General features: G+C 67.9%; 17 protein-coding genes and 1 pseudogene. 10 read left to right on the top strand and 8 right to left on the bottom strand.

Going from position 1 to position 23,535, the window contains the following annotated elements:
* Positions 1-112 precede the first annotated feature (112 nt).
* The 8 genes from gyrB (at position 113) to FZ025_RS08800 (ending at position 8,294) form a co-directional block, all read left to right on the top strand.
* Positions 113-2,560, top strand: a complete 2,448-nt coding sequence (gene gyrB, locus FZ025_RS08765; RefSeq protein ID WP_104558379.1) for a DNA topoisomerase (ATP-hydrolyzing) subunit B — start codon at positions 113-115, stop codon at positions 2,558-2,560.
* A gap of 78 nt (positions 2,561-2,638) precedes the next feature.
* Positions 2,639-3,490, top strand: coding sequence for a CPBP family intramembrane glutamic endopeptidase (locus FZ025_RS08770; protein WP_104558378.1), 852 nt, complete (start codon positions 2,639-2,641; stop codon positions 3,488-3,490).
* Positions 3,491-3,556: 66 nt separating this feature from the next.
* Positions 3,557-4,363: a M48 family metallopeptidase gene (locus FZ025_RS08775; RefSeq protein ID WP_104558377.1), complete on the top strand. Its 807-nt coding sequence runs from the start codon at positions 3,557-3,559 to the stop codon at positions 4,361-4,363.
* Positions 4,364-4,531: 168 nt separating this feature from the next.
* Complete coding sequence (locus tag FZ025_RS08780) at positions 4,532-5,725, top strand: tetratricopeptide repeat protein (RefSeq protein ID WP_046982066.1); 1,194 nt, start codon at positions 4,532-4,534, stop codon at positions 5,723-5,725.
* A gap of 151 nt (positions 5,726-5,876) precedes the next feature.
* Entirely contained in the window at positions 5,877-6,551 is a 675-nt protein-coding gene (locus FZ025_RS08785) for an energy transducer TonB (protein WP_104558376.1), read from the top strand.
* Between the two features lie 93 nt (positions 6,552-6,644).
* Complete coding sequence (gene exbB, locus FZ025_RS08790; protein ID WP_104558375.1) at positions 6,645-7,409, top strand: TonB-system energizer ExbB; 765 nt, start codon at positions 6,645-6,647, stop codon at positions 7,407-7,409.
* 42 nt (positions 7,410-7,451) lie between these two features.
* A complete protein-coding gene (locus FZ025_RS08795) occupies positions 7,452-7,877 on the top strand; it encodes an ExbD/TolR family protein (protein WP_046977349.1) in 426 nt (141 codons plus the stop codon).
* A 3-nt stretch (positions 7,878-7,880) separates the two neighbouring features.
* Positions 7,881-8,294 (top strand): ExbD/TolR family protein, encoded by a 414-nt coding sequence (locus FZ025_RS08800; RefSeq protein ID WP_046977350.1) that lies wholly within the window; start codon positions 7,881-7,883, stop codon positions 8,292-8,294.
* Positions 8,295-8,537: 243 nt separating this feature from the next.
* On the opposite strand, the gene FZ025_RS08805 is transcribed toward FZ025_RS08800, so the two are convergent.
* The 3 genes from FZ025_RS08805 to cls all read right to left on the bottom strand — a co-directional run bounded on the left by FZ025_RS08805 (position 8,538) and on the right by cls (position 11,286).
* Positions 8,538-9,290, bottom strand: a complete 753-nt coding sequence (locus FZ025_RS08805) for a pyridoxine 5'-phosphate synthase (protein ID WP_046977351.1) — start codon at positions 9,288-9,290, stop codon at positions 8,538-8,540.
* Between the two features lie 13 nt (positions 9,291-9,303).
* Positions 9,304-9,573 (bottom strand): hypothetical protein, encoded by a 270-nt coding sequence (locus FZ025_RS08810; protein ID WP_046977352.1) that lies wholly within the window; start codon positions 9,571-9,573, stop codon positions 9,304-9,306.
* A gap of 240 nt (positions 9,574-9,813) precedes the next feature.
* On the bottom strand, positions 9,814-11,286 hold the full coding sequence (gene cls, locus FZ025_RS08815) for a cardiolipin synthase (RefSeq protein ID WP_046977353.1): 1,473 nt from the start codon (positions 11,284-11,286) through the stop codon (positions 9,814-9,816).
* A gap of 259 nt (positions 11,287-11,545) precedes the next feature.
* Here cls and FZ025_RS08820 point away from each other — a divergent pair.
* Positions 11,546-11,847 (top strand): annotated as a pseudogene (locus tag FZ025_RS08820) (transposase); the annotation flags it as partial.
* Between the two features lie 18 nt (positions 11,848-11,865).
* The gene (locus tag FZ025_RS08825; protein ID WP_046977362.1) at positions 11,866-12,399 is read left to right on the top strand and encodes a GNAT family N-acetyltransferase; all 534 of its coding nucleotides are present in this window, start codon (positions 11,866-11,868) and stop codon (positions 12,397-12,399) included.
* Between the two features lie 36 nt (positions 12,400-12,435).
* Here the strand turns inward: FZ025_RS08825 and FZ025_RS08830 are convergent, their stop codons facing one another.
* The 5 genes from FZ025_RS08830 to gltB form a co-directional block, all read right to left on the bottom strand.
* The gene (locus FZ025_RS08830) at positions 12,436-13,797 is read right to left on the bottom strand and encodes a substrate-binding domain-containing protein (protein ID WP_046977355.1); all 1,362 of its coding nucleotides are present in this window, start codon (positions 13,795-13,797) and stop codon (positions 12,436-12,438) included.
* A gap of 597 nt (positions 13,798-14,394) precedes the next feature.
* Positions 14,395-15,438 (bottom strand): glycoside hydrolase family 5 protein, encoded by a 1,044-nt coding sequence (locus FZ025_RS08835; protein ID WP_046977356.1) that lies wholly within the window; start codon positions 15,436-15,438, stop codon positions 14,395-14,397.
* 262 nt (positions 15,439-15,700) lie between these two features.
* On the bottom strand, positions 15,701-16,759 hold the full coding sequence (locus FZ025_RS08840; protein WP_046977357.1) for a glycoside hydrolase family 5 protein: 1,059 nt from the start codon (positions 16,757-16,759) through the stop codon (positions 15,701-15,703).
* A gap of 529 nt (positions 16,760-17,288) precedes the next feature.
* Positions 17,289-18,779, bottom strand: coding sequence for an FAD-dependent oxidoreductase (locus FZ025_RS08845; protein ID WP_046977358.1), 1,491 nt, complete (start codon positions 18,777-18,779; stop codon positions 17,289-17,291).
* 124 nt (positions 18,780-18,903) lie between these two features.
* Positions 18,904-23,361, bottom strand: coding sequence for a glutamate synthase large subunit (gene gltB, locus FZ025_RS08850; RefSeq protein WP_046977359.1), 4,458 nt, complete (start codon positions 23,359-23,361; stop codon positions 18,904-18,906).
* Between the last annotated feature and the right edge of the window lie 174 nt (positions 23,362-23,535).

A 23,535-nucleotide genomic window follows, 5' to 3' on the forward strand; every position in this document is an offset into this window, starting at 1 on the left:
CGCCGCGGGGCGGGAGGGCCGGGGCTGCTATAATTCGCCGCAATCCCCTATCCATCGGCGCGACCGGGCTCCTGCCCGCCGTCGTCCGACTCGTGGAGCCTACGGCAAGCGCATGACCGAAGAACACAATCCGCCAACCTCGCCCGTCAACACCACCTACGACTCCAGCAAGATCACCGTGCTGCGTGGCTTGGAAGCGGTCCGCAAGCGTCCCGGCATGTACATCGGCGACGTGCACGACGGTACCGGCCTGCACCACATGGTGTTCGAGGTCGTCGACAACTCGATCGACGAAGCGCTGGCCGGGCATGCCGACAACGTGCTGGTCAAGATCATGATGGATGGCTCGGTGCAGGTGTCCGACAACGGCCGCGGCATTCCGGTGGATATCCACAAGGAAGAAGGCGTCTCCGCGGCCGAGGTGATCCTCACCGTGCTGCATGCCGGCGGCAAGTTCGACGACAACAGCTACAAGGTGTCCGGCGGCCTGCACGGCGTCGGCGTGTCGGTGGTCAACGCCCTGTCCGAGCACCTGTGGCTGGATGTGTGGCGCGATGGCCACCACTACCAGCAGGAATACAAGCTGGGCGAGCCGCAATACCCGCTCAAGCAGCTCGAGCCTTCCGACAAGCGCGGCACCACGCTGCGCTTCAAGCCGGCGGTGGAGATCTTTAGCGACGTCGAATTTCACTACGACATCCTGGCGCGGCGCCTGCGCGAGCTGTCCTTCCTCAACTCCGGGGTCAAGATCACCCTGCAGGACGAGCGCGGCGAAGGCCGCCAGGACGTGTTCGAGTACGAAGGCGGCATCCGCAGCTTCGTCGAGCATCTGGCGCAGCTGAAGACCCCGCTGCACCCGAACGTGATCTCGGTGACCGGCGAGCAGAACGGCATCGTCGTGGACGTGGCCCTGCAATGGACCGACGCCTACCAGGAAACGATGTTCTGCTTCACCAACAATATCCCGCAGAAGGACGGCGGCACCCACCTGGCTGGCTTCCGCGCCGCGCTGACCCGCACCCTATCCAACTACATCGAACAGAACGGCATCGCCAAGCAGGCCAAGATCACCCTGTCCGGCGACGACATGCGCGAAGGCATGATCGCGGTGCTGTCGGTCAAGGTGCCGGACCCGAGCTTCTCCTCGCAGACCAAGGAGAAACTGGTCAGTTCCGAGGTCAAGCCTGCCGTTGAGAACACGTTCGGCGCCCGTTTGCAGGAATTCCTGCAGGAAAACCCCAACGAGGCCAAGGCCATCGCCGGCAAGATCGTCGATGCCGCGCGCGCCCGCGAGGCCGCGCGCAAGGCGCGCGACCTGACCCGCCGCAAGGGCGCGCTGGACATCGCCGGCCTGCCCGGCAAGCTCGCCGACTGCCAGGAAAAGGATCCGGCGCTGTCGGAACTGTTCATCGTCGAGGGCGACTCGGCCGGCGGCTCGGCCAAGCAGGGCCGCAACCGCAAGAACCAGGCGGTGCTGCCGCTGCGCGGCAAGATCCTCAACGTGGAACGCGCGCGCTTCGACCGCATGCTGGCTTCCGATCAGGTCGGCACGCTGATCACCGCGCTGGGCACCGGCATCGGCCGCGACGAATACAACCCGGACAAGCTGCGCTACCACCGCATCATCATCATGACCGACGCCGACGTGGACGGCGCGCACATCCGCACCCTGCTGCTGACGTTCTTCTACCGGCAGATGCCGGAGCTGATCGAGCGCGGCTACATCTACATCGGCCTGCCGCCGCTGTACCGGCTCAAGCAGGGCAAGCAGGAGCTGTACCTGAAGGACGACAATGCGCTCAACGCCTATCTGGCCAACAGCGCGGTCGAAGGTGCCGCGCTGATCCCGGCCAGCGACGAGCCGCCGATCACCGGCAGCGCGCTGGAGAAGCTGCTGTTGCTGTTTGCCAGCGCCAACGATGCCGTGGCGCGCAATGCGCACCGCTACGATCCGGCGCTGCTGACCGCGCTGATCGACCTGCCGCCGCTGGACGTGGCGCAGCTGGAGGCCGAGGGCGACCAGCACCCGAGCCTGGACGCGCTGCAGGCCGTGCTCAACCGCGGCAGCCTGGGCACCGCCCGCTATCTGCTGCGTTTCGAGCCGGGCAGCGAACAGCGTCCGGCGACGCTGATCGCGGTGCGCCGCCACATGGGCGAAGAGCTGACCCAGGTGCTGCCGATGGCGGTGTTCGAGAGCGGCGAACTGCGCCCGCTGCGCGAGGTCGGGCTGGCCCTGAACGGGCTGGTCCGCGATGGCGCGCAGATCGTGCGCGGCAACAAGACCCAGGCGGTCGCCAGCTTCGCGCAGGCGCATGCGTGGCTGTTCGACGAGGCCAAGAAGGGCCGGCAGATCCAGCGCTTCAAGGGCCTGGGCGAAATGAACGCCGAGCAGCTGTGGGAAACCACGGTGAACCCGGATACGCGCCGCCTGCTGCAGGTGCGCATCGAGGACGCGGTGGCTGCCGACCAGATCTTCAGCACCTTGATGGGCGACGTGGTCGAACCGCGCCGCGATTTCATCGAGGAAAACGCGCTGAAGGTCGCCAACCTCGACATCTGACGCGGCATCGCCGCCCCCGGCCCGCGTTGGGGGCCGGCATCGTCCCGCTCCCCTAGCCTGCTCTCGCCCAGGATCGCGATGACCTCGCTGCCGTCGTACCCGCCCGCCCCGCCCCCGCTGACCAGTGCCGCGCCGCCGTCCGGCTGGGGCAAGCCGCTGCTCGGCTTCGTTCTCGACGTGCTGCTCGCCGCCGTCGTGCTGTTGGCCGTCAGCGTGTTGTCCGGCTTGGTCTGGGGCGTGGTGCGTGGCGTCCAGGTCACCATGGAACTGCGTGCACAGGGTCTTCCCGGCGATCGGCTCGCCGCGACCGTCGCCTCCCATCTCGGCCAACCCGGGGCGTTGGCGCAGCTGCTGATCGCCTTGGTCAGCACCTTGTCCGCGGCACTGCTGCTGTATTTCCTGCGCCGTCCGGCCGGTGCCGCCGAACGCCGCCGCTCCTGGCAGGCCGCGCGCGTGCCGGCAACCTGGGGCTGGGTGCTGCTGGTCGCGGTGGCGGTGTTCGTGGGCAGTACCGTGCTCTCCAACCTCGGCGCGCAGCTGGGGATCAAGCCGGTGCCGACCAACCTGCCGCTGATGCGCGAGGCAATGACGCAGATGCCGTTGTTCCTGCTCGTGTTCGCGGTGCTGATCGCGCCGGCCTACGAGGAACTGCTGTTCCGCCGGGTGTTGTTCGGGCGCCTGTGGGAGGCCGGGCGACCGCGACTGGGCATGGCGCTCAGCGGCGCGGCGTTCGCGCTGGTGCACGAATTGCCCGGCACCACCGGCAATGGCGTGGCCGAGACCCTGCAGCTGTGGCTGGTCTACGGCAGCATGGGCGCGGCGTTCGCATGGCTGTACAAGCGCACCGGCACGCTGTGGGCGCCGATTGCCGCGCACGGGCTGAACAACGCCGTCGCCGTCGCCGCGCTGTACTGGTTTGGCACAACGTGAAGATTTGTTTGACGAAAAGTTAAGACGCATCCCACCACACTGCGATGCGTGTCATAGGGGGATTGCATGAAGAATGGTGTACTGGGGGCATCGCTCGCGGTGCTGCTGGCAGCGTGCGCGACGACCACATCGCCGACCGGCCGGACCCAGGTCGTGGGCGGCGTGTCGCAGCAGGAGCTCGATCAGCTCGGGCTGAAGGCCTTTGTCGAAACCAAGGCCAAGGAGCCGATCGACAAGGACCCGAAGCGCAATGCCTACGTGCGCTGCGTGGTCGATGCCCTGGTCGCGCAGTTGCCGGCGCAATGGCGCGGCACCGCCTGGGAAACCGCCCTGTTCGACGACAAGGAAGCCAACGCGTTCGCGCTGCCCGGCGGCAAGGTCGGCGTCAACAGCGGCATCTTCAGCGTGGCCAAGAACCAGGATCAGCTGGCGGCAGTGCTCGGCCACGAAATCGGCCACGTGATCGCGCGCCACCACGAAGAACGCATCACCCGCCAGCTCGGCACCCAGGCCGGGCTCAGCGTGCTCGGCGCCCTGGCAGGCGCGCGTTACGGCGGTGCCGCCGCCGATACGGTCGACCAGGTCGGCGGCATGACCGCGCAGGCCGCGTTCCTGCTGCCGGGCTCGCGGACCCAGGAGAGCGAGGCGGACGTGGTTGGCCAGCGGCTGATGGCGCAGGCCGGCTTCGACCCGGCGCAGGCGGTGGACCTGTGGAAGAACATGATGGCTGCCGGCGGCCAGCGCCCGCCACAATGGCTGTCCACCCACCCCGATCCCAGCGCCCGCATCGGCGAACTGCAGCGCGATGTCGCCGCGCTCGAACCGGTGTATGCGCAGGCGCGCAGCGCCGGGCGGACGCCGAGGTGCGGCTGAGCGCATCGGCGCCGCCGCGCATGCGCGTGCCGTGCGCGTGCCGGATGCGTGGCAATGCGTCCTAAAAACGTTTTCATGGCCTACAGGTTTCTGTTAGTTTTGCTGGCTTGGCCCTGGATGGCCGTTTCGTCTTCCGTGCCGCTCCGGGCGGTTCCACCGAGGTGACCCATGAAATTCAATATTCGCAAGCAAGCGCTGTTGTCCCTGGTGATCGCTGCTGCCCTCGGCGGCGCGGTGGTGACCGACGCCGCCGCGCAGGCCGACCGTTCCGAGCAGCGTTCCTCGCGCAAGTCCAAAAACGAAAAGGCCGCGGTGATGTTTCCCAACGCCACCCGCCAGGAGCCGACCGGCAAGCCGTCGGCCAAGCTCGGCAGCAAGCTGCAGAAGCTGATCGACACCTACAACAAGGGCGAGGACTACGCTGGCGTGCGCAGCCAGGCCGACGAGATCCTGGCCAATAGCGCGGCCAACGACTACGACAAGTCGATCGCCGCGCAGTTGGCCGCGCAGGCCGCCTACAACCTCGACGACAGCAAGGCGGCCAAGCAGTACCTGCAGCAGGCGATCCAGTTCAATGGCCTGGACAACAACGGCCACTTCCAGTCGATGCTGATGCTGGCGCAGCTGCAGTTGCAGGACGACCAGAGCGCAGAAGGCCTGGCCTCGCTGGACAAGTACCTGGCCGAATCCAAGTCGACCCGTCCGGAAGATCTGATTCTCAAGGGCCAGGCGCTGTACCAGGCCGAGCGCTACCAGGAGGCGATCCCGGTGCTGCAGCAGGCCATCGCCGCCTCGCCGCAGCCCAAGGACAACTGGAACCAGTTGCTGATGGCGTCCTACGCCGAGGCCGGCCAGACCGGCGAAGCGGTCAAGGCGGCCGAAGCGCTGGCGGCCAAGACGCCGAACGACAAGAAGGCCCAACTCAACCTGGCCAGCATGTACATGCAGGCCGAGCAGATGGACAAGGCCGCCGCGGTGATGGAGAAGCTGCGTGCGGCCGGGCAGTTGACCGATGAGAAGGAGTACAAGCAGCTGTACTCGATCTACGCCAACACCGACAAGAAGGAGAAGGACGTCATCGCGGTCATCACCGAAGGCATGCAGAAGGGCATCCTCAAGCCCGACTACCAGACCTATCTGGCGCTGGCCCAGTCCTACTACTACACCGACCAGGTGCCGCAGGCGATCGAGAACTGGCAGAAGGCTGCGCCGTTGTCCAAGGACGGCGAGACCTATCTGAACCTGGCCAAGGTGCTGCACCAGGAAGGCCGCATCCCGGAAGCCAAGCAGGCTGCGCAGCAGGCGCTCGCCAAGGGCGTCAAGAAGCCGGAAGACGCCAAGAAGATCATCAATCTGAAGTAAGACGCAAAAAAAGCCCCCGAAAACCAGTGCTTAAAGTAGTGCAGGTCGCAGGGATTGGTATAAGCTTGGAGGTTACTGCGGTATCAAGCCGCGTGAACTGGGATTCAGATTCTCCGCGAATCCCCGCCCCCCTAAATCGAGTCATTGGCGCATGACGGAACAACTGGTCATCAATCGGCATTACGAAAAAGATGAAGCTTCCAGCCTCAGCTGGCCGCGCATCATCGGTATTGCCTTCGTAATCGCGCTGCATCTGGCAGCGCTGATGTTGCTGCTGATTCCAGCCGTTGCGCCGAAGGCGGCAGCGGAGAAGGAACGCAACATCGTCGTCACCCTGGTCGACGCCCCGCCACCGCCGCCACCGCCGCCGCCACCGCCGCCGAAGCCGCCGGAGACGCCGCCGCCGCCGGTCAAGAACCTGGCGCCGCCGAAGCCGACCCCGTTGCCGCCGCCGCCGGAAGCTCCGGTGATCGACGTGCCGGAGCCGCGCCCGAGCGACATCGCCACGCCGCCGTCGCCGCCTGCGCCGCCTGCCGCGGCGACCGACATCGGCGCCAGCGTCGATATTTCGTCGAGAGCCATGAACCCGCCGAAGTACCCGCCGTCCGCGTTCCGGGCTGGCGTGGAAGGCGAGGTGATCCTGATCATCGACGTCGATGCAAGCGGTAACGTCACCAACGTCGCCGTCGAGAAATCCAGCCGCAATCGCGATCTGGACCGCGCCGCCATGGAAGCAGCGCGCAAGTGGCGGTTCAATTCCGCTGTCGTCAATGGACAGAAGACCGCCGGCCGCGTCCGCGTACCGGTCAACTTCGCGCTGAACTGATACAAAGGCAGCAGGCCGGCGCACCCGCCGGTCTGCGGGCCCTGTCTACTCTTTGCACCACCCTCATCACCACACACAACAAAGGTAAGCGTCATGCTGCAGGAAATTTTCATCGCCGCTGCTGCGGGGGGCAACAACGCATCGAACGCCCTGTCGCAGATGGGCTTCGAGCACCTGATCACCGAGATGACCTCCAAGCCGGGTGACTTCGCCGTCTCCTGGGTGGTGCTCATCACCCTTATCATCATGTCGGCGTCGTCCTGGTACTGGACCGTCATCAACATCTTCCGCGCCACCCGTCTGAAGAGTCAGGCCGACCGCGTCACCAGCCTGTTCTGGGATACGCCGAACGCGCAGGACGCCATCCGTGCGATGGAAGAGCAGCCGGCCAGCGAGCCGTTCTCGAAGATCGCGCTCGACGCCGCACAGGCCGCTGCGCACCACCAGCGTGCCGAAGCCGGCGCCGGTACCGGCCTGGGCGAGACCCTGAGCCGTTCGGAGTTCGTCGACCGCGCGCTGCGCCAGGCCGTGACCCGCGAAAGCACCAAGCTGCAGTCCGGCATGACCCTGCTGGCCACCGTCGGTGCGACCGCGCCGTTCGTCGGTCTGCTGGGTACGGTGTGGGGCATCTACGGCGCGCTGATCAAGATCGGTGCCACCGGCTCCGCCTCGATCGACGCCGTCGCCGGCCCGGTCGGTGAAGCGCTGATCATGACCGCGATCGGTCTGTTCGTCGCGATCCCGGCCGTGTTCGCGTTCAACTTCTTCAGCAAGGTCAACAGCTCGACGATCGCCAAGTTGGATACGTTCGCCCACGACCTGCATGACTTCTTCGCCACTGGTTCGCGCGTTCGCTGATCCGCGGTCGAGTCGTCCACGCAACGATTAACGGAGCCCGTTATGGCTTTCAGTAGTGGTAACAGCGGCGGCCCCATGGCCGACATCAACGTCACGCCCCTCGTGGACGTGATGTTGGTGCTGCTGATCATCTTCATCATCACGGCACCGCTGATGTCCCACAAGGTCAAGGTGGAGCTGCCCCAAGCCAACCTGAAGCAGGATCCGGATAAGGACGAAAAACGCGCCAATCCGATCACGCTGGCGGTCAAGGAAGACGGGTCGCTGTACTGGAACGACGAGCCGATCTCCAAGGAAGCCCTGGAATCGCGCTTCTCCACCGCTGCCCAGCAGACCCCGCAGCCGCCGCTCAACCTGCGTGGCGACCGCACCACCAAGATGCGTACGATCAACGAGATCACCAAGATCGCGCAGGGTCAGGGCATGTTGGACGTCGGTTTCGTTGCGACCAAAGAGAAGGGGAACTGAGCCATGGCATTCAGCTCAGGAGGCGGCCGTGGTCCCATGGCCGACATCAACGTCACGCCGCTGGTCGATGTGATGCTGGTGCTGTTGATCATCTTCATCGTGACCGCGCCGATCATGACCTACCCGATCGACGTGGATCTGCCGCAGCGGGTGATCAACCCGCCGCCGCAGTTGCGCGATCCGCCGCCGCCGATCGATCTGCGCATCGATGCGTCGAACCAGATCTTCTGGAACAACAGCCCGGTGGCGGTGACGGTGCTTCCGCAGATGATGGAAAACGAAGTACAGCGCGATCCGACCAACCAGCCGGAACTGCGCATCGATGCCAATCCGGATTCCGAATACGAAGTGATGGCCAAGGTGCTGGCCGCCGCCAAGAATTCGGACATGAAAAAGATCGGCTTCGTGCAGCAATAAGCTTTACCGCAACACCTCAGTCATGACGCGACTGCAAACGCCACCGGTAACGGTGGCGTTTTTTTTGGCGCGGCGTCGCATGCAACCGCCTCCAGGTTCGGCAGTGCGGCGCCGGCCCCCGTTGTGGGAGCGGCTTCAGCCGCGACGCTGCAATCGACGTCCTCTGTCGCGGCTGCTGGCCGAAGGCGAACCGCCGGTCCCGCTCGCGCACGAGCGCCGGTCGCCGCCTAACGCGAACGCGCGCTAGCGCGCAGCATCCAGTATCCCTAGATACGCCTTCACCGTGGCGTCCAGCCCGGCATACAGCGCTTCGCCGATCAGCGCGTGCCCGATCGACACCTCCAGCACCTGCGGCACCGCGGCCAGGAACGCGCCGAGGTTGGCCTGGGCCAGGTCGTGGCCGGCATTGACGCCGAGTCCGGCGGCTTGCGCGCGGCGCGCGGCCGCGGCGAAGGCGGCCGGCGCTGCGGCGTCGCCGCGGTCGAACGCTTCTGCGTACGGGCCGGTATACAGCTCGACGCGGTCGGCGCCGAGTTCGGCGGCGCGTGCCAGCTCGGGGTTGTCGGCATCGACGAACAGGCTGACCCGGCAGCCCAGCGCCTTCAGTTCGGCGATCAACGGGCGCAGCCGCTCGCTGTCGCGGCCGAAGTCGAAGCCATGGTCGGAGGTCAGCTGGCCGTCGCCGTCCGGGACCAGGGTGGCCTGCGCCGGGCGCGCCTGCGCGCACAGTGGGATCAGCCCGGGATAGCCGGGCCGCGGCGGCGCGAACGGATTGCCCTCGATGTTGAATTCGACACCGCGCGCGCGGGTCAGCGCGGCCAGTACCAGCACGTCCTCGGCATGGATGTGGCGCCGGTCCGGGCGCGGATGCACGGTGATGCCGTGCGCACCGGCATCCAGGCAGGCGCGCGCCGCATCGAGCACGCTCGGCAGTGCATCGCCACGCGAATTGCGCAGCACCGCGATCTTGTTGACGTTGACGCTGAGCCGGGTCATCGGCCGCACGCGTTCACGACGAGATCGCGTCGTCGCTGGCTGCGGCCGCCGCGGCACGCCGCGCCTCGGCGTGTTCGCGCAGCCGGCGCAGCTCGGCCGGATCGATCATCGGCGCCGCATCGCGCTGGCTGGCGTCGCCGATCTTGGCCACGGACCAGCCGCGCGCCCAGGCCAGCAGGAATCCCAGCGCCGCCAACAAAGCCAGCACCAGCAACGACATGTGCGGTGTGGAGAACGCCAGGACGAAGGCAGCGAGCGCGAGCGGCAGAAAAAGCCAGTACATGACGACCTCCCCAAGGATGGACGCAGTGTAGCGCCGCCCGGGCGACCGGTTCCACGGTGAACCGCCAGGACGGGCGTGGCGCAGCCATCCACGCCGGACCCGCAGGGCACGCCTGCGTGCGTCCGCGGCCGCGTCAACGCCCGGGCGTTGACGCACCGTCCGCTTCCCCGGTCTTCCCTACTTCCCTACCCCTGGCTCGCGCAAGCGCGGCGCGATCTGCTTGGGGATTGACGACACGTCCTACAGCAGCGGCGAGGTCAGCCGTGCCATCGCCTCGGGCAGCCGGTAGCGCCACAGCGAGCGCTTGCGGTCGTCGCGTACCTGCACCGCATCGGCGATCTCGCGGCCGACCAGCGTGGCCAGTTCCTGGGTCAGCTGGCGGTCGCGGAACATCGCCGCCACCTCGAAATTGAGGCGGAAACTGCGGTTGTCGAAGTTGGCGCTGCCGACGATGCACAGTGCGTCGTCGATGATCAGCGCCTTGCTGTGCAGCATGCGCGGGCCGTATTCGTAGACCTTGACCCCGGCCTGCAGCAATTCGTCGAAATACGAGCGTGCGGCCAGCGTCACCAGCCGCGAATCGCTGCGCTTGGGCACCAGCAGGCGCACGTCGAGTCCGCCCAGCGCGGCCGAGCTCAGCGCCATGCGCGCGGCTTCGCCCGGGACGAAGTACGGCGTCACCAGCCACACCCGCCGCTGCGCCTCGTAGATCGCCGCCACCTGCATGCGGTGGATGCTCTCCCACGACGAATCCGGGCCGGACGCCAGCACCTGCGCCTGGATCGCGCCCGCGTCGCGGCCGGGCATGTCGTGCGGCCAGATCTGCGCCACGTCGAAGGTGTCGCGGCCCTGGCGGGTGGCGTACAGCCAGTCCTCGACGAACACCAGCTGCAGGCTGCGCACCACGTGGCCCTCGCAGCGCACGTGCAGGTCGCGGTAGGCGTCGGGGCGCAGCGCCTCGTTCTCTTCGTCGGTGATGTTGATGCCGCCGGTGAAGCCGATGCGGCCGTCGATCACCACGATCTTGCGGTGGGTGCGCAGGTTCACCCACGGCCGCTTGAACTTGAACGGGCGCAGCAGCTGGGTGGGATGGAACCAGGCTGCCTCGCCGCCGGCGTCCAGCAGCGGCTGCAGGAAGCGCCTGCGCACCTGCGAGGAACCCACCGCGTCCAGCAGCAGGCGCACCTTGACCCCGGCGCGGGCGCGCTCGACCAGCGCGTCGCGGATGCGCGTGCCGCTGCGGTCGGGATTGAAGATGTAGTACTCCAGGTGCACATGGTGCTGCGCGGCGGCGATGTCGCGCACGATCGCGTCGAAGGTGGCCGCGCCATCCACCAGCCACTGCGCGGTGGTCGCCGAACTCGGCGCCAGCCCGGTGGTGGCCTGGGCGATCTTGGCCAGCTCGGTGCAGTCGGCGTCGGGCGGACAGACGCTGCTGTAGTGCTCCATGCCCGAGCGCGAGCGGCCGCGGCGCAGGCGCTGCCGCTTCACCTTCTGCGGCCCGAGCAGGTAGTAGATGACGAAACCCAGGTACGGCAGCGCGGCCAGCGACAGCACCCAGCTCAGCGTCGCCGCCGGCTCGCGCTTCTGCAGCACGATCCAGCCGCTCAGCCACAGGATGTACAGCAGATAGGCGGCGGTGACATAGGCGCCGAAATGGGGGATGCCGGTGAGCCAGTCCCAGGTGTTCTGCAGGGTCGCGAATACGAACATCGGCGGATTCTACGGGGCTGGCGCGGCGGCTGCGCGTGGCGCTGAAAGATTCAGCGCCGTTCCGGCGCGGTCGCCGCGGCCACGCCGGCCGCGGCGTCGCCTGCGCCGATGAGCGCGGCCATCAAGGCACGCGGCGCCGGCCGCCATCTGCCGGGCCGCTTGGAGCTGAACCGCCCCGGCTTTCCCGCAGGCAGCTGCACTTGAGGGAGGGAGCCGTGAGGACGTCGGCGATGTTTTCCCCGAGGGACGGGAGCGGGGCGTGCGGCGGGTGCTGGAGCACCAGGGCGAGCACGGCGCGCAGTGGGCGGCCATCGGTGCGGTCGCCGGCAGGATCGGCGGTACGCCCGAGACGCTGCGGCGCTGGGTGCGGCAAGCTGAGCACGGCAAGCACAAGCGGTCCGGCGCTACGGCCGCGGAGCTTGAGCGGATCCGGCGGCGCGAGCGGGAGAACCGCGAGCTGCGGCAAGCCAACGCGATCCTGCGCAAGGCGTCGGTGGATTTTGCCCAGGCCGAACTCGACCGCCGGCTCACGCCATGATGGCGTTCATCGACGAACAACGAAACAGGAGCAGAGGCCAGATGAATCGTGCATTCACCATCGCCATTCCGTATCTTCAATCGGAGCGCCTCACTCTCCGGGAATACAGGCTGAAGGATTTTGATGCATTCGCAGACCACCTCGCGGATCCTGAGAGCGCAGCGCATCTCGCGTTGGTCGACCGGGAAGCTGCGTGGCGGATATTCAGTTCACAGGCCGGACTCTGGCTCTTGCAAGGCGCTGGCTGGTGGGCTGTGGAGGTTCGGCAGACGGGTCGACTTGTAGGCAATGTTGGAGCATTCTTTCGTGAAGGAGCAACGACGATGGAGCTCGGCTGGAACACTTATCGTGCGTTGTGGGGCCGAGGATTCGCGAGCGAGGCGGCAGCAATAGTCCTGGATTATGCGCTCGAGGTTCGACGCGAGCCGAAGATTCGAGCCCTCATCGATCCAGGAAATACGTCATCGCTGCGCGTTGCACAGCGCCTTGGGCTGATGTACGAGGCGGAAACTGAATTATATGGCAAGGCAATCGGCTGCTATACGCGTGCGCGCAAACTCGGCTGCAGCGAGTGAATATGCTCGCGTCGGATTCCGCTTTTGCCGCAGCTGTCAGCGCCCGGCGTCCAGCAGCCAGATCTCGACGCGCTCGTTGCGCAGCTTGGCCGGCGTATCTTCGCCGCCGACCAGAGGGCGCGCCGCGCCCAGTCCGCGCGCGCGCTCGACCACGATGCCGCGTTGGGACAGATAGGCGGCGATCACGTCGGCGCGGTCGTTGCTGGCGATGGTCGGATACAGGCGGTTGGCCGTATCCGGTGTGGCGAAGCCGATGACCGCCAAGGCCCGGCCGCGCATTGCCGGCTGATGCATGAAGGCGATCAGTCGGTCCAGGTCCTGCGCGCTGCGCGCCTCGAACATCGAGTTCAGCGACTGCAGGCTGAAACGCAAGGTGGTGGTCAGGCGCTGCGCGCCGGCGCCGGCCTGCAGGTAGGCATCGTCGGCCTGGCGCGTGTCGCCGCTCGCGTGGGCCTGCGGCATCGGGTCGGGGGCGATGCGCATCGGGATCGGCCCGATCCGGCCGACGACCTGCTGCGCCTGCGCAGCGACCGAATACAGGGCCAGGCTGCGGCCGAGCGCCGACATCATCTGCCCGCCGTACAGGCTATAGCGCTGCACCAACGGATAGTCCTCGCCACGGATGCTGGCCGGCGTGGGCAGGACCGCGATGCCGCCGTCGGCGATGGCGAGCGCACGGGTGCCGGCCGGGAGCGGCGTGGTCAGCGCGACGACCGCCAGTGCAGCCGGGTGCCCGGCCACGGCCTGCGCCGTCCCGACCAGGTTGGAATGGAGGCGCTGCGAGGCGGCCTGTGCCGTGGCCGGCAGCGGCAGGCGCTCGCGCAGAAAATCGCCCAATCCGCTGCGCTCGGCGTTGCGCTGCACTTCGATCGGCAGGTCGGCGCCGCCGAGTTGCGACCAGCGCGTCAGCCGCCCGCTCAGGATGTCGCGCAGCTGCGCGACGCTGAGCGAGGCCAGCGGATTGTCGGCGGCGACCAGCACGCGGGCGCCGTCCAGGGCGACGACGAAGTTCTGGTCCGGCGAGGACAGATCGCCAAGCTGCCAGGCGGCATCGCGTTCGCGCGCATCGGGTGCGCGCGCCAGCATCGCCAGCTCGGCGTCGCCGCGGACCAGATCGGCGAAGCCGGCGGCCGAACCGGCGCTGCCGATCTCGACCACCAGCGGCGCATCGTCGCGCAGCGCGGAGATCTCCAGCGTCGCCGCATCGACACGGCGGCGCTGGATCTGCCGATAGCCGATGCTGTGCAGCCAGGATTCGACCAGGGCCGGCATCAGCTGCGCGCCAATGCTATTGGAGCCATGCACGCGCAGGCGTTCGGCCTGCTGCGCGGCGGCCGACGGGATGGCGCACAGTGCTGCCGCACCGGCCAACAGCAGGCGCAAGATGAAACGGGACATCGGATCCCCCAGGATCTGGACAGGCGGCAGTGTTGGCGACAGCCGTGACATGGCGGTGACTGTGAGCGCGGCCACGCGATGTATGGGGGGCGCACGACGCGCGGCGATCGTGCGTGCGCTGGTCTCATGGGGCCTCCAGGCGTGTCGTCCACCCTGCGCAGGCCTGCTCGCTGTCGCATGTGCGCGAGAGCGAAGCGAAAAGGGAATGAAGGAGCGCTCACGCCCGCGCGATGAAAACCCGCCCTTGGATAGCGCCAGTGCGAACGGCACACCCAACCCGGGACCGAGGGTCCGTTCCTGGAGCTGCGCGGCCGGGCTGGGTCGCGGCGGCGTTCAGCTGAAGCATTTTGATTCGGGGATGGCACTCGCGGGAGCCGCTCCCACAGCTTGCAAGCCGCTGAGAGAAACCGCTCGCACGCATCGCTCAGGCCGCCGCCAACGCAACAGGGCGGCGTCCCTGTACTGGTGGTGCAGTCGGTTGGCGGCCAGGCCCAGGCGCATACGTCGATCCGTGCGGAGAAGGAGCGACAGTCTGCGCCGGATCGCGGTATGGACTCAATCGGCGGCGCGGCCGCGCTTCGCGCAGCGAAGCCGGTGTCAGCGCGCGATGCGCTTCGCCCTGGCCGACAGGATCGACATCTGCGGCTTGTCGCGGCCGTCCGCGTCGGGCTGCAGGTTGAACGGATAGTCCTGCCGCCACCAGGCGCCGCCGGCCCAGCAGCTCCAGCCCAGCCACAGCGCACTGTGCTGCTCGAGGTAGCCGAGCATGCCGTTCAGCGCCTGCCGGCAGGTGGCGTTGTCGGCAGCGCCGAACTCGCCGAGGAAGCCGATGTGTCGGGTCTCGCGCAGCCAGCCGGTGAAAGCGGCCAGGCGCTCGGCGCCGATGCTGCCGCTGACGCAGGCGCGGCTGGTGCCGCTGGAATTGCCGTCCAGATACTGGTGCACTTCGATGGCGGTGCGCCCGAGCGGGTCGTACAGCGAGGCCAGCGCCACGGCGTTGGATTCGCCGCCCACGGTCGCATACCAGCTGTGCGCGCCGCTCCACAACGCGCCCGGCACCAGGATCAGGTTGCGCGCGCCGGTGGCGCGGATCGCGTCCACTGCGGCCTGCGCGGCGCTAGCCCACAGCGCGGGCGAGATGTTGTTCGGCTCGTTCATCAGGCCGAAGACCACGGCGTTGTCGTTCTTGAACTCGAGCGCCAGGCGCTGCCACAGGTCGCTGAAGGTCTTGATCGGCACGTTCGCGCTGCCGATCTTGGCCTGGTTGTAGCTGCCGTAGTTGTGGATGTCCACGATCAGGTGCATCCGATGCGCCTTGGCCTGCTTCACCGCGGTCTTGATCAGCGCTAGCTGCGCGACGTCCAGCCGGCCTTGCGCGCTGGACTGCAGGCGTTCCCACGACACCGGTAGGCGCACGATGTTCATGCCCTTGCTGGCGAAATAAGCGTAGTCGGCATCGCGCGGATAGACGTAGTCCACGTTGAGCACGCCGGGTTTCTTGCTGGAGCTGATCTCCGCGCCGGACAGATTGACGCCGGCGAATTTCAGCGCGCCTTGTGCGTGCAGCTGCGGCAGCGCGGCGAACAGGGAAAGCAGCAGCGCCAGACGCAGCGCGTGCAGGCACGGCAACGAACGGATCATGGTGAGCCTACTTGTGCGTCAGCGGGGGGAGGCCCGACCAGGCGAATCGCGGGCTGGTCGAGCTGATTGCAAACGGTGTGCTTGCCCGCACCCTAATGCATTCTCGGCTCCGCCCCCAAGGCCAACATGCGTGCACGCGCGGATCTGTGAAGGGTTTTTCAATGCTAATGCGAGCTGGTTCTCTCTCGGCCATCGCCGCGGTGCCGGATGCGGCGACTTGCGCGATGCCGTGTGTGTCGTGCCGCCCGGCGCACCTGATGGCTTACTTCCCGGTGATCTTGCGTGCGTGCTTGGACAGGATCGACATCTGCGGCTTGTCGCTGCCGTCCTTGTTCGGCTGCACGTTGAATGGATAGTCGTTCTTCCACCACGCACCGGCCGCCCACCAAGTCCAGCCGACGATCACGTCGTTGTTCTGCTCGATGTAGCTGAGCATGCCCTCCAGCGCCTGGTTGCAGACGGGAGTATCGGCGGTGGCGAACTCGCCGATGAAGCCGACCTTCTTGTTCTCGCGCAGCCAGCTGACGAAGCCGGCCAGTTTCTCGGCGCCGGCGGTGGCGCTGACGCATTCGCCCTTGGTGCCGCTGTTGTCCTTGTCCAGATACTGATGCGCTTCGAAGGCCATGCGCTTGCCCGGATCCTTCAGCGGCTGCAGCGCCACCGCATTGGAGGTGCCGTAGTAGGTGCTGCGCCAGCTGTGCGCACCGGTGTAGGCGGTGCCGGGGACCAGCACTAGGTTCTTGGCGCCGGCTTTGCGGATCGCGTCGATCGCCGCTTGCGCCGCCGCGGCCCAATCGGTGGCGGAGACCGCGTTGGGTTCGTTCATCAGGCCGAAGATCACCGTGTCGTCGCCCTTGAACTCGGTGGCCAGGCGCCGCCACAGGTCGGCGAATACGTCCGCCGGTGCGCCGTCGCTGCCGATCAGTGCGCCGTTGTACTTGGCGTAGTTGTGCGGGTCCAGGATCAGCTGCACGCCGCTGGCCTTGGCCTGCGCCACCGCCTTCTTGATCTGCGCCAGCTGCGCGGGGTCGAACGCGCCCTTGGCGGTGGGCTGCAGGCGCTCCCACAGGAACGGCAGGCGCACGATGTTCATGCCCTTGCCGGCGAAGTAGCTGTAGTCCGAGGGCGCCGGATAGATGTAGTCCTTGTACAGCGTGCCCGGCTTCTTGCCGGAATTGAATTCGGCACCCGACAGGTTGACGCCGGCGTACTTGAGCACGCGTTTGCCGTCCTGGGCGGACGCGCTGAAGGCGGCGGCGAGCAGCAACACGGCGGGAGCGACCGGGCGCAGCCGCGAGGACCAGAGAGAGGAAAGCGACATGGGGGAGCTTCCTGGAGGGAGGGGAGGATGCCGTTTTGCCATCGGGGGAAGCAGCCGGCGGTGCGAGGGTGTGCGGATCGCACCCCGCTCGGCCAGCCTAGGCGCTCGCGCGTTAGCGCCGCATTCACCCGCGCAAAAAAGGCGTTGCGCGGGTGGCGATTCAGGTGCAATCGCCGCTCCGCGGCGCATGGGGGGTTGGCGTGGTCCGAATTGCTTACGTGAGCAGCCGAGGCCCCACTCACTGGGGGCTTTTGTAGGAGGGGCTTCAGCCCCGACAGGTAGCCGAAACCACGCGGGTTCCGACTCCGCTCGTCGCGGCTGAAGCCGCTCCCACAGGGGGTCTTCTATGCCCGATAGTGCACTTGTAGGAGGGGCTTCAGCCCCGACCCGACCATGCCGGCGCCGTTGAGTTCGACGGATGCTGTCCCCAGGGCGAATGCCGCTGTATTGCCGTCAACCCGCGCAACCCTCTGCCCGGCCGCTCGCCGCCGGGCATGCAACGACGTTGCTTGGATGCGGTCGATCTCGCTCAGGCCGCGGCCTGGGTGGTCGCCGGCAGGCGGTTGCCGATCCATTCGGCGATGCTGGCGGCTGCGTCGCGGCCTTCGGCTACCGCGGTCACCACCAGATCCGCGCCGCGCACCGCATCGCCGCCGGCGAACAGCTTGGGGTTGCTGGTCTGGTACGGCAGGCGCCCGCTGCCGTCGGGATCGCTGCCGCCGGCCAGGATGCGGCCGTTGGCGGTGCCTTCCACGCCCTGCGCGGCCAGCCATTCCGGCACGCTCGGCGTGAAGCCGAAGGCGATGATCACCACGTCCGCGTCCAGCAGCGATTCGCTGCCTTCGATCGGCACCGCGGCCTGGCGGCCGCGCGCATCGGGTTCGCCCAGATGGGTCTGCACCACGCGCACGCCGGCCAGCTTGCCGGCGGCATCGGCTTCCACCGCCAGCGGCTGGCGGTTGAACAGGAAACGCACGCCTTCCTCGCGCGCGTTGGCCACTTCGCGCGCCGAGCCGGGCATGTTGGCTTCGTCGCGGCGATAGGCGCAGGTGACCTTGGCCGCGCCCAGGCGGATCGCGCTGCGCACGCAGTCCATGCCGGTGTCGCCGCCGCCGAGCACCACCACGCGCTTGCCGCTCAGGTCCGGCAGCGCGATGGTGTCTTCCCAGCCGGCGATCGGCCGGCCCCACGGGTCGTTGCCGCCGACGATGCGGCTGTTCTGCACCAGGAACGGCAGCGCCGGCAGCACGCCGGGCAGATCCTGGCCGGCCAGGCCGCCGTCGGTGTAGCGGTAGGCGCCGGTGCCGAGGAACACCGCATCGTATTCGCCGAGCAACTGCTCCAGGCTCACGTCGCGGCCGATTTCCACGCCCAGGCGGAACTCCACGCCCATGCCTTCGAGCACCTCGCGGCGCTTGCCGATCACGCTCTTGTCGAGCTTGAAGCTGGGGATGCCGAACTGCAGCAGGCCGCCGATCTGCTCGTAGCGGTCGTACACCACCGCATGGATGCCGGCGCGGGCCAGGCGGTCGGCGCAGCTGAGCCCGGCCGGGCCGGCGCCGACCACCGCCACGCGCTTGCCGGTGGCCTGGACCTGGCTCAGGTCCGGGCGCCAGCCGTTGTTGAGCGCGGTATCGACGATGTACTTCTCCACCGCGCCGATGGTGACCGCGCCGAATTCCTCCAGCGTGCAGCTGCCTTCGCACAGGCGATCCTGCGGGCACACCCGGCCGCACACTTCCGGCAGCGGATTGGTGCTGTGGCACAGCGCGGCGGCTTCCTCGATGCGGTTTTCCTGCACCAGCTGCAGCCACTGCGGGATCGCGTTGTGCACCGGGCATTTCCAGCTGCAGTACGGATTGCCGCAATCCAGGCAGCGCCCGGCCTGGTACTGCGCGTCGGCCTTGTCGAACTTGCCGTACAGCTCGTTCCAGTCGCCGGACGTGCGCAGCTCCACCGGGATGCGCTGCGGCATCTGCCGGGGCAGGTCGAGGAACTGGAAGGCTTGCTTGCGGCTCATAGGGCTGGGAGTCGGGAATGGGGAATGGGGAATGGCAAGAGCGGATCTGCGTGCGCGGTAGGGAACCGGGGGAGCCGGGCTGTGACCATTCCCGATTCCCCATTCCCGATTCCCGGCGCAGCCATCAGGCGGCGCGCCGCAACGACTCGGTCAGCGACTCGATGCTCGCCGCCTTCGGCTTGACCAGCCAGAACTTGCCGACGTAGTCGCGGAACTCGTCGAGGATCTGCTGCGCCCAGATGCTGCCGGTCAGTTCGCGGTGGCGGCTGATCAGCTTGTGCAGGTGCTGGCGGTGGCTCTCGAAGCCTTCGGCGGAGATGCGATGGATGTCGATCAGTTCGTGGTTGTAGCGGTCGACGAAATCGCGGTCCACGTCGAGCACGTAGGCCAGCCCGCCGGTGAAGCCGGCGCCGAAGTTCAGCCCGACCTTGCCCAGCACCAGCACGATGCCGTCGGTCATGTACTCGCAGCAGTGGTCGCCGGCGCCTTCGATCACCGCCAGCGCGCCGGAGTTGCGCACGCCGAAGCGCTCGCCGGCGCGGCCGGCGGCGTACAGCTCGCCGCCGGTGGCGCCGTACAGGCAGGTGTTGCCGATGATCGCGGTGCTGCGCGCCTCGAAGCGCGCGCCGCGCGGCGGACGCACCACCAGGCGGCCGCCGGCCATGCCCTTGCCGACGTAATCGTTGGCCTCGCCCTCCAGCTCCAGCTGCAGGCCGCCGGCGTTGAACGCGCCGAAGCTCTGCCCGGCCGAGCCGCGGAAGCGCAGGGTCAGCGGCGCATCGTCCATGCCGTGGTTGCCGTGCGCGCGGGCGATGGCGCCGGACAGGCGCGCGCCGATCGAGCGGTCGGTGTTGTGGATCAGGAAACGATGCTCGCCGCCGCGCTTGTTGGCGATCGCGTCGGCGAGCAGGCCGTCCATCTGCGTGGCCAGGCTGTCCGGCGATTCGTACAGGCGCTGCGCCGCGCAGTGGCCGCCGTCGTAGCGCATGTCCTTGAGCAGCCGCGACAGGTCCACACGCACGCCTGCGCGCGGCGACACGTCCAGTTGCTGCAGCAGCTCGGTGCGGCCGATGATCGCGTCCAGCGAACGCGCGCCCAGATACGACAGCCACTGCCGCACCTCTTCGGAGAGCAGCTTGAAGAAGTTCTCCACGCGTTCGGGCAGGCCGACGAAGTGGTTGGCGCGCAGCCGCTCGTCCTGCGTGGCCACGCCGGTGGCGCAGTTGTTGAGGTGGCAGATGCGCAGGTACTTGCAGCCGAGCACGATCATCGGGCCGGTGCCGAAGCCGAAGCTGTCGGCGCCCAGGATCGCGGCCTTGACCACGTCCAGGCCGGTCTTCAGGCCGCCGTCGGTCTGCAGGATGGTGCGGTCGCGCAGGTTGTTGGCGACCAGCGCCTGGTGCGACTCGGCCACGCCCAGTTCCCACGGCACGCCGGCATAGCGGATCGAGCTGACCGGGCTGGCGCCGGTGCCGCCGTCGTGGCCGGACACGGTGATCAGGTCGGCGCCGGCCTTGACCACGCCGGCGGCGATGGTGCCCACGCCGGCATGGCTGACCAGCTTCACCGACACCAGCGCGGTCGGATTTACCTGCTTGAGGTCGTAGATCAGCTGCGCCAGGTCCTCGATCGAATAGATGTCGTGGTGCGGCGGCGGCGAGATCAGGCCGATGCCCGGCTTGGCGTAGCGCAGCCGCGCGATCAGCTCGTTGACCTTGTGCCCGGGCAGCTGGCCGCCTTCGCCGGGCTTGGCGCCCTGCGCGACCTTGATCTGCAGCACTTCGGCGTTGACCAGGTATTCGGGGGTGACGCCGAAGCGGCCGGAGGCCACCTGCTTGATCTTGGAGCGCTTCTCGGTGCCGTAGCGCGCCGGGTCTTCGCCGCCTTCGCCGGAGTTGCTGCGCCCGCCGAGGCGGTTCATCGCGATCGCCAGCGCCTCGTGCGCCTCGGGCGACAGCGCGCCCAGGCTGATCGCGGCGGTGTCGAAGCGGCGCAGCAGGTCGGCGGCCGGGGCGACCTCGTCGAGCGGGGTCGGCACCTCGGCGCGCGTGAGCTGCAGCAGGTCGCGCAGCGCCGAGGGCGGGCGCGCATGCACCGCCTCGGCGTACGCGGCCCAGTCGGCCTGCTCGCCGCTGCGCGTGGCGCGCTGCAGGGTCATGACCACGTCCGGGTTGTACATGTGGTACTCGCCGCCGTGCACGTACTTCAGCAGCCCGCCCACTTCCGGCTTGAGCAGGTCGTTCCAGGCGCGTGCGGTCAGCTGCCGCGCCTCGGTGTCCAGCCGCGCCAGGTCGACCCCGCCGATGCGCGAGGCGGTGTCCGGGAAGCAGAGCTGGACCACGTCCGGATCCAGCCCGACGATCTCGAACAGCTGCGCGCCGCGGTAGCTGGCGATGGTGCAGATGCCCATCTTGGAGATGATCTTGGACAGGCCCTTGTAGACGCCCTTGCGGTACCTGCGGCCGATCTGCGCCTGTTCGCCGCCCTTCTTCAGCAGCAGGATGCCGCGCCGGCCCAGATCGAACAGGGTCTGGTAGGCCAGGTACGGATACACCGCAGTGGCGCCGAAACCGAGCAGGCAGGCCATGTGGTGCGGGTCGCGCGCGGTGCCGGTCTCGATGATCAGGTTGGCGTCGCAGCGCAGGCCGACCCGCGACAGATGATGGTGCACCGCGCCGGTGGCCAGCAGCGCATGCGCCATCGGCCGTTCCGGTACCGGGTAGCGGTCGGTCAGCAGCAGCATGACCTTGCCGTCGCGCGCGGCCTGTTCGGCCTCGGCGCAGATCCGTTCCAGGCCGGCCTTGAGCCCTTCCTCGACGCTGTAGGACAGGTCGATCTGCGCGTTGCGGGTCTGGTACTGCTCCATCTTCAGCAGCTGGCGCAGCTTGCGCTGGCTGAGCACCGGCGAATTGAGGATGACGTGGTTCACCGTCTCCGGGCCGGCGTGGAAGATGTTGGTCTCCTTGCCGAGCTGGGTGGTCAGCGACATCACGCAGTCTTCGCGCAGCGGATCGATCGGCGGGTTGGTGACCTGCGCGAACGCCTGGCGGAAGTAGTCGTACAGCGGCCGGGTGTGGCGGCTGAGCACCGCCATCGGGGTGTCGTCGCCCATCGAGCCGGTGGCTTCCTGCTCGGTCTCGGCCAGCGGCCGCAGCACCTGCTCCACTTCCTCGGTGCTGAGCTGGAACAGCTTGTGGTAGCTGCGCAGCGTGCGCTCGTCGAACGGCTCCTCGACCAGCGAGGGGTCGATCAGTTCGGTCTGCAGGTAGGTCACGCCCTGCTGCAGCCACTGCTTGTACGGGGCGCGGCCGCGGTTGATGCGGTCGATCGCATCCGAGTCGAGCAGGTCGCCGCGCTTGAGGTCGATGGCCATCATCTCGCCCGGGCCGAGCTTGCCCTTGCGGGTCACGCGCTCGGCCGGCAGTTCCCACACGCCGGCCTCGGAGGCGACCAGGAAATGGCGGTCGGAGGTCAGCATCCAGCGCGCCGGGCGCAGCCCGTTGCGGTCGAGCATGCACGCCGCATAGCGGCCGTCGCAGGCGACGATGCCGGCCGGACCGTCCCACGGCTCGGTGTTGAGCCCGTAGAACTCGTAGAACGCGGCCAGGTCGGCGTCCTTGAACTCCAGCGACTGGGTCGCCGGCGGTACCAGGATGCGCAGCGCCTGCAGCAGGTCCATGCCGCCGGCGACCAGCAACTCGAGCATGTTGTCCAGGCTCTGCGAGTCCGAGCCGTGCATCGAGATCACCGGATCGAACTCGGCGATGTCGAAGCGCGGGGTCTTCCACACCTTGCTGCGCGCCTGCGCCCAGTGCCGGTTGCCCTCGATGGTGTTGATCTCGCCGTTGTGCGCGAGCAGCCGGAACGGGTGCGCCAGCGGCCAGCGCGGCAGCGTGTTGGTGGAAAACCGCTGGTGGAACACGATCGCGCTGGAGGCCAGGTCGCTGCGCTGCAGGTCCGGGTAGAAGGTGCTGAGCTTGTCCGGCAGCACCATGCCCTTGTAGCTGATGCCGTTGGGCGAGAGCGTGGTGACGTAGAAGTCGGCGACGTCGCGCAGGCGCTGTTCGGCGCGGCGGCGCGCCAGGAACAGGGCCAGGGCGAAGCCATCGTCGTCCTGCTCGGCGCCGGCATCGACGAACACCTGCTCGATGTGCGGCAAGCTGTCCTTGGCCAGCTGCCCGCACACCGCATCGTCGGTGGGGGTGACGCGCCAGCCGCGCGGCTGCGCGCCGGCGCGGACCAGTTCCTCTTCCAGCACCTGGCGGCAGCGCGCGGCGGCAGCGGCGGCGTCGCGCGGCATGAACACCTGGCCGGCGGCGAAGCGCGCGCCCACCGCGATGCCGGCGTCGCGCGCCAGTGCGCGCAGGAACGCATCGGGTTTGCGGATCAGCAGGCCGCAGCCGTCGCCGGTCAGGCCATCGGCGGCGACGCCGCCACGGTGGGTCATCCGCGACAGCGCGGCAATGGCGGTATCCACCAAGGCCCGCGAGGGTTGGTCATCGAGTTGCGCGACCATGCCGAAACCACAGGCATCGCGCTCGTCTTGGGGGTCGTAGAGCCCGTGGCGGTTGCGGGGGGCCATGTCTGCCTCTGAGAAAGCGATCCGAAGGAACGCGGCGATACTCGCCCCCGCTCTATCCTGGAGCGCATCGTGAGGTCACCGGAACATCGACTAAAGCACATGTTGGTGCGGTGCCGCAACACAAAGTTGCATATGCAACCGTAGCGGCGGCAGCGGTCTTGCCGCGGTTGCCGT

This window comes from Xanthomonas hyacinthi, assembly GCF_009769165.1.
In the GTDB taxonomy this organism is placed as follows: Bacteria; Pseudomonadota; Gammaproteobacteria; order Xanthomonadales; family Xanthomonadaceae; genus Xanthomonas_A; species Xanthomonas_A hyacinthi.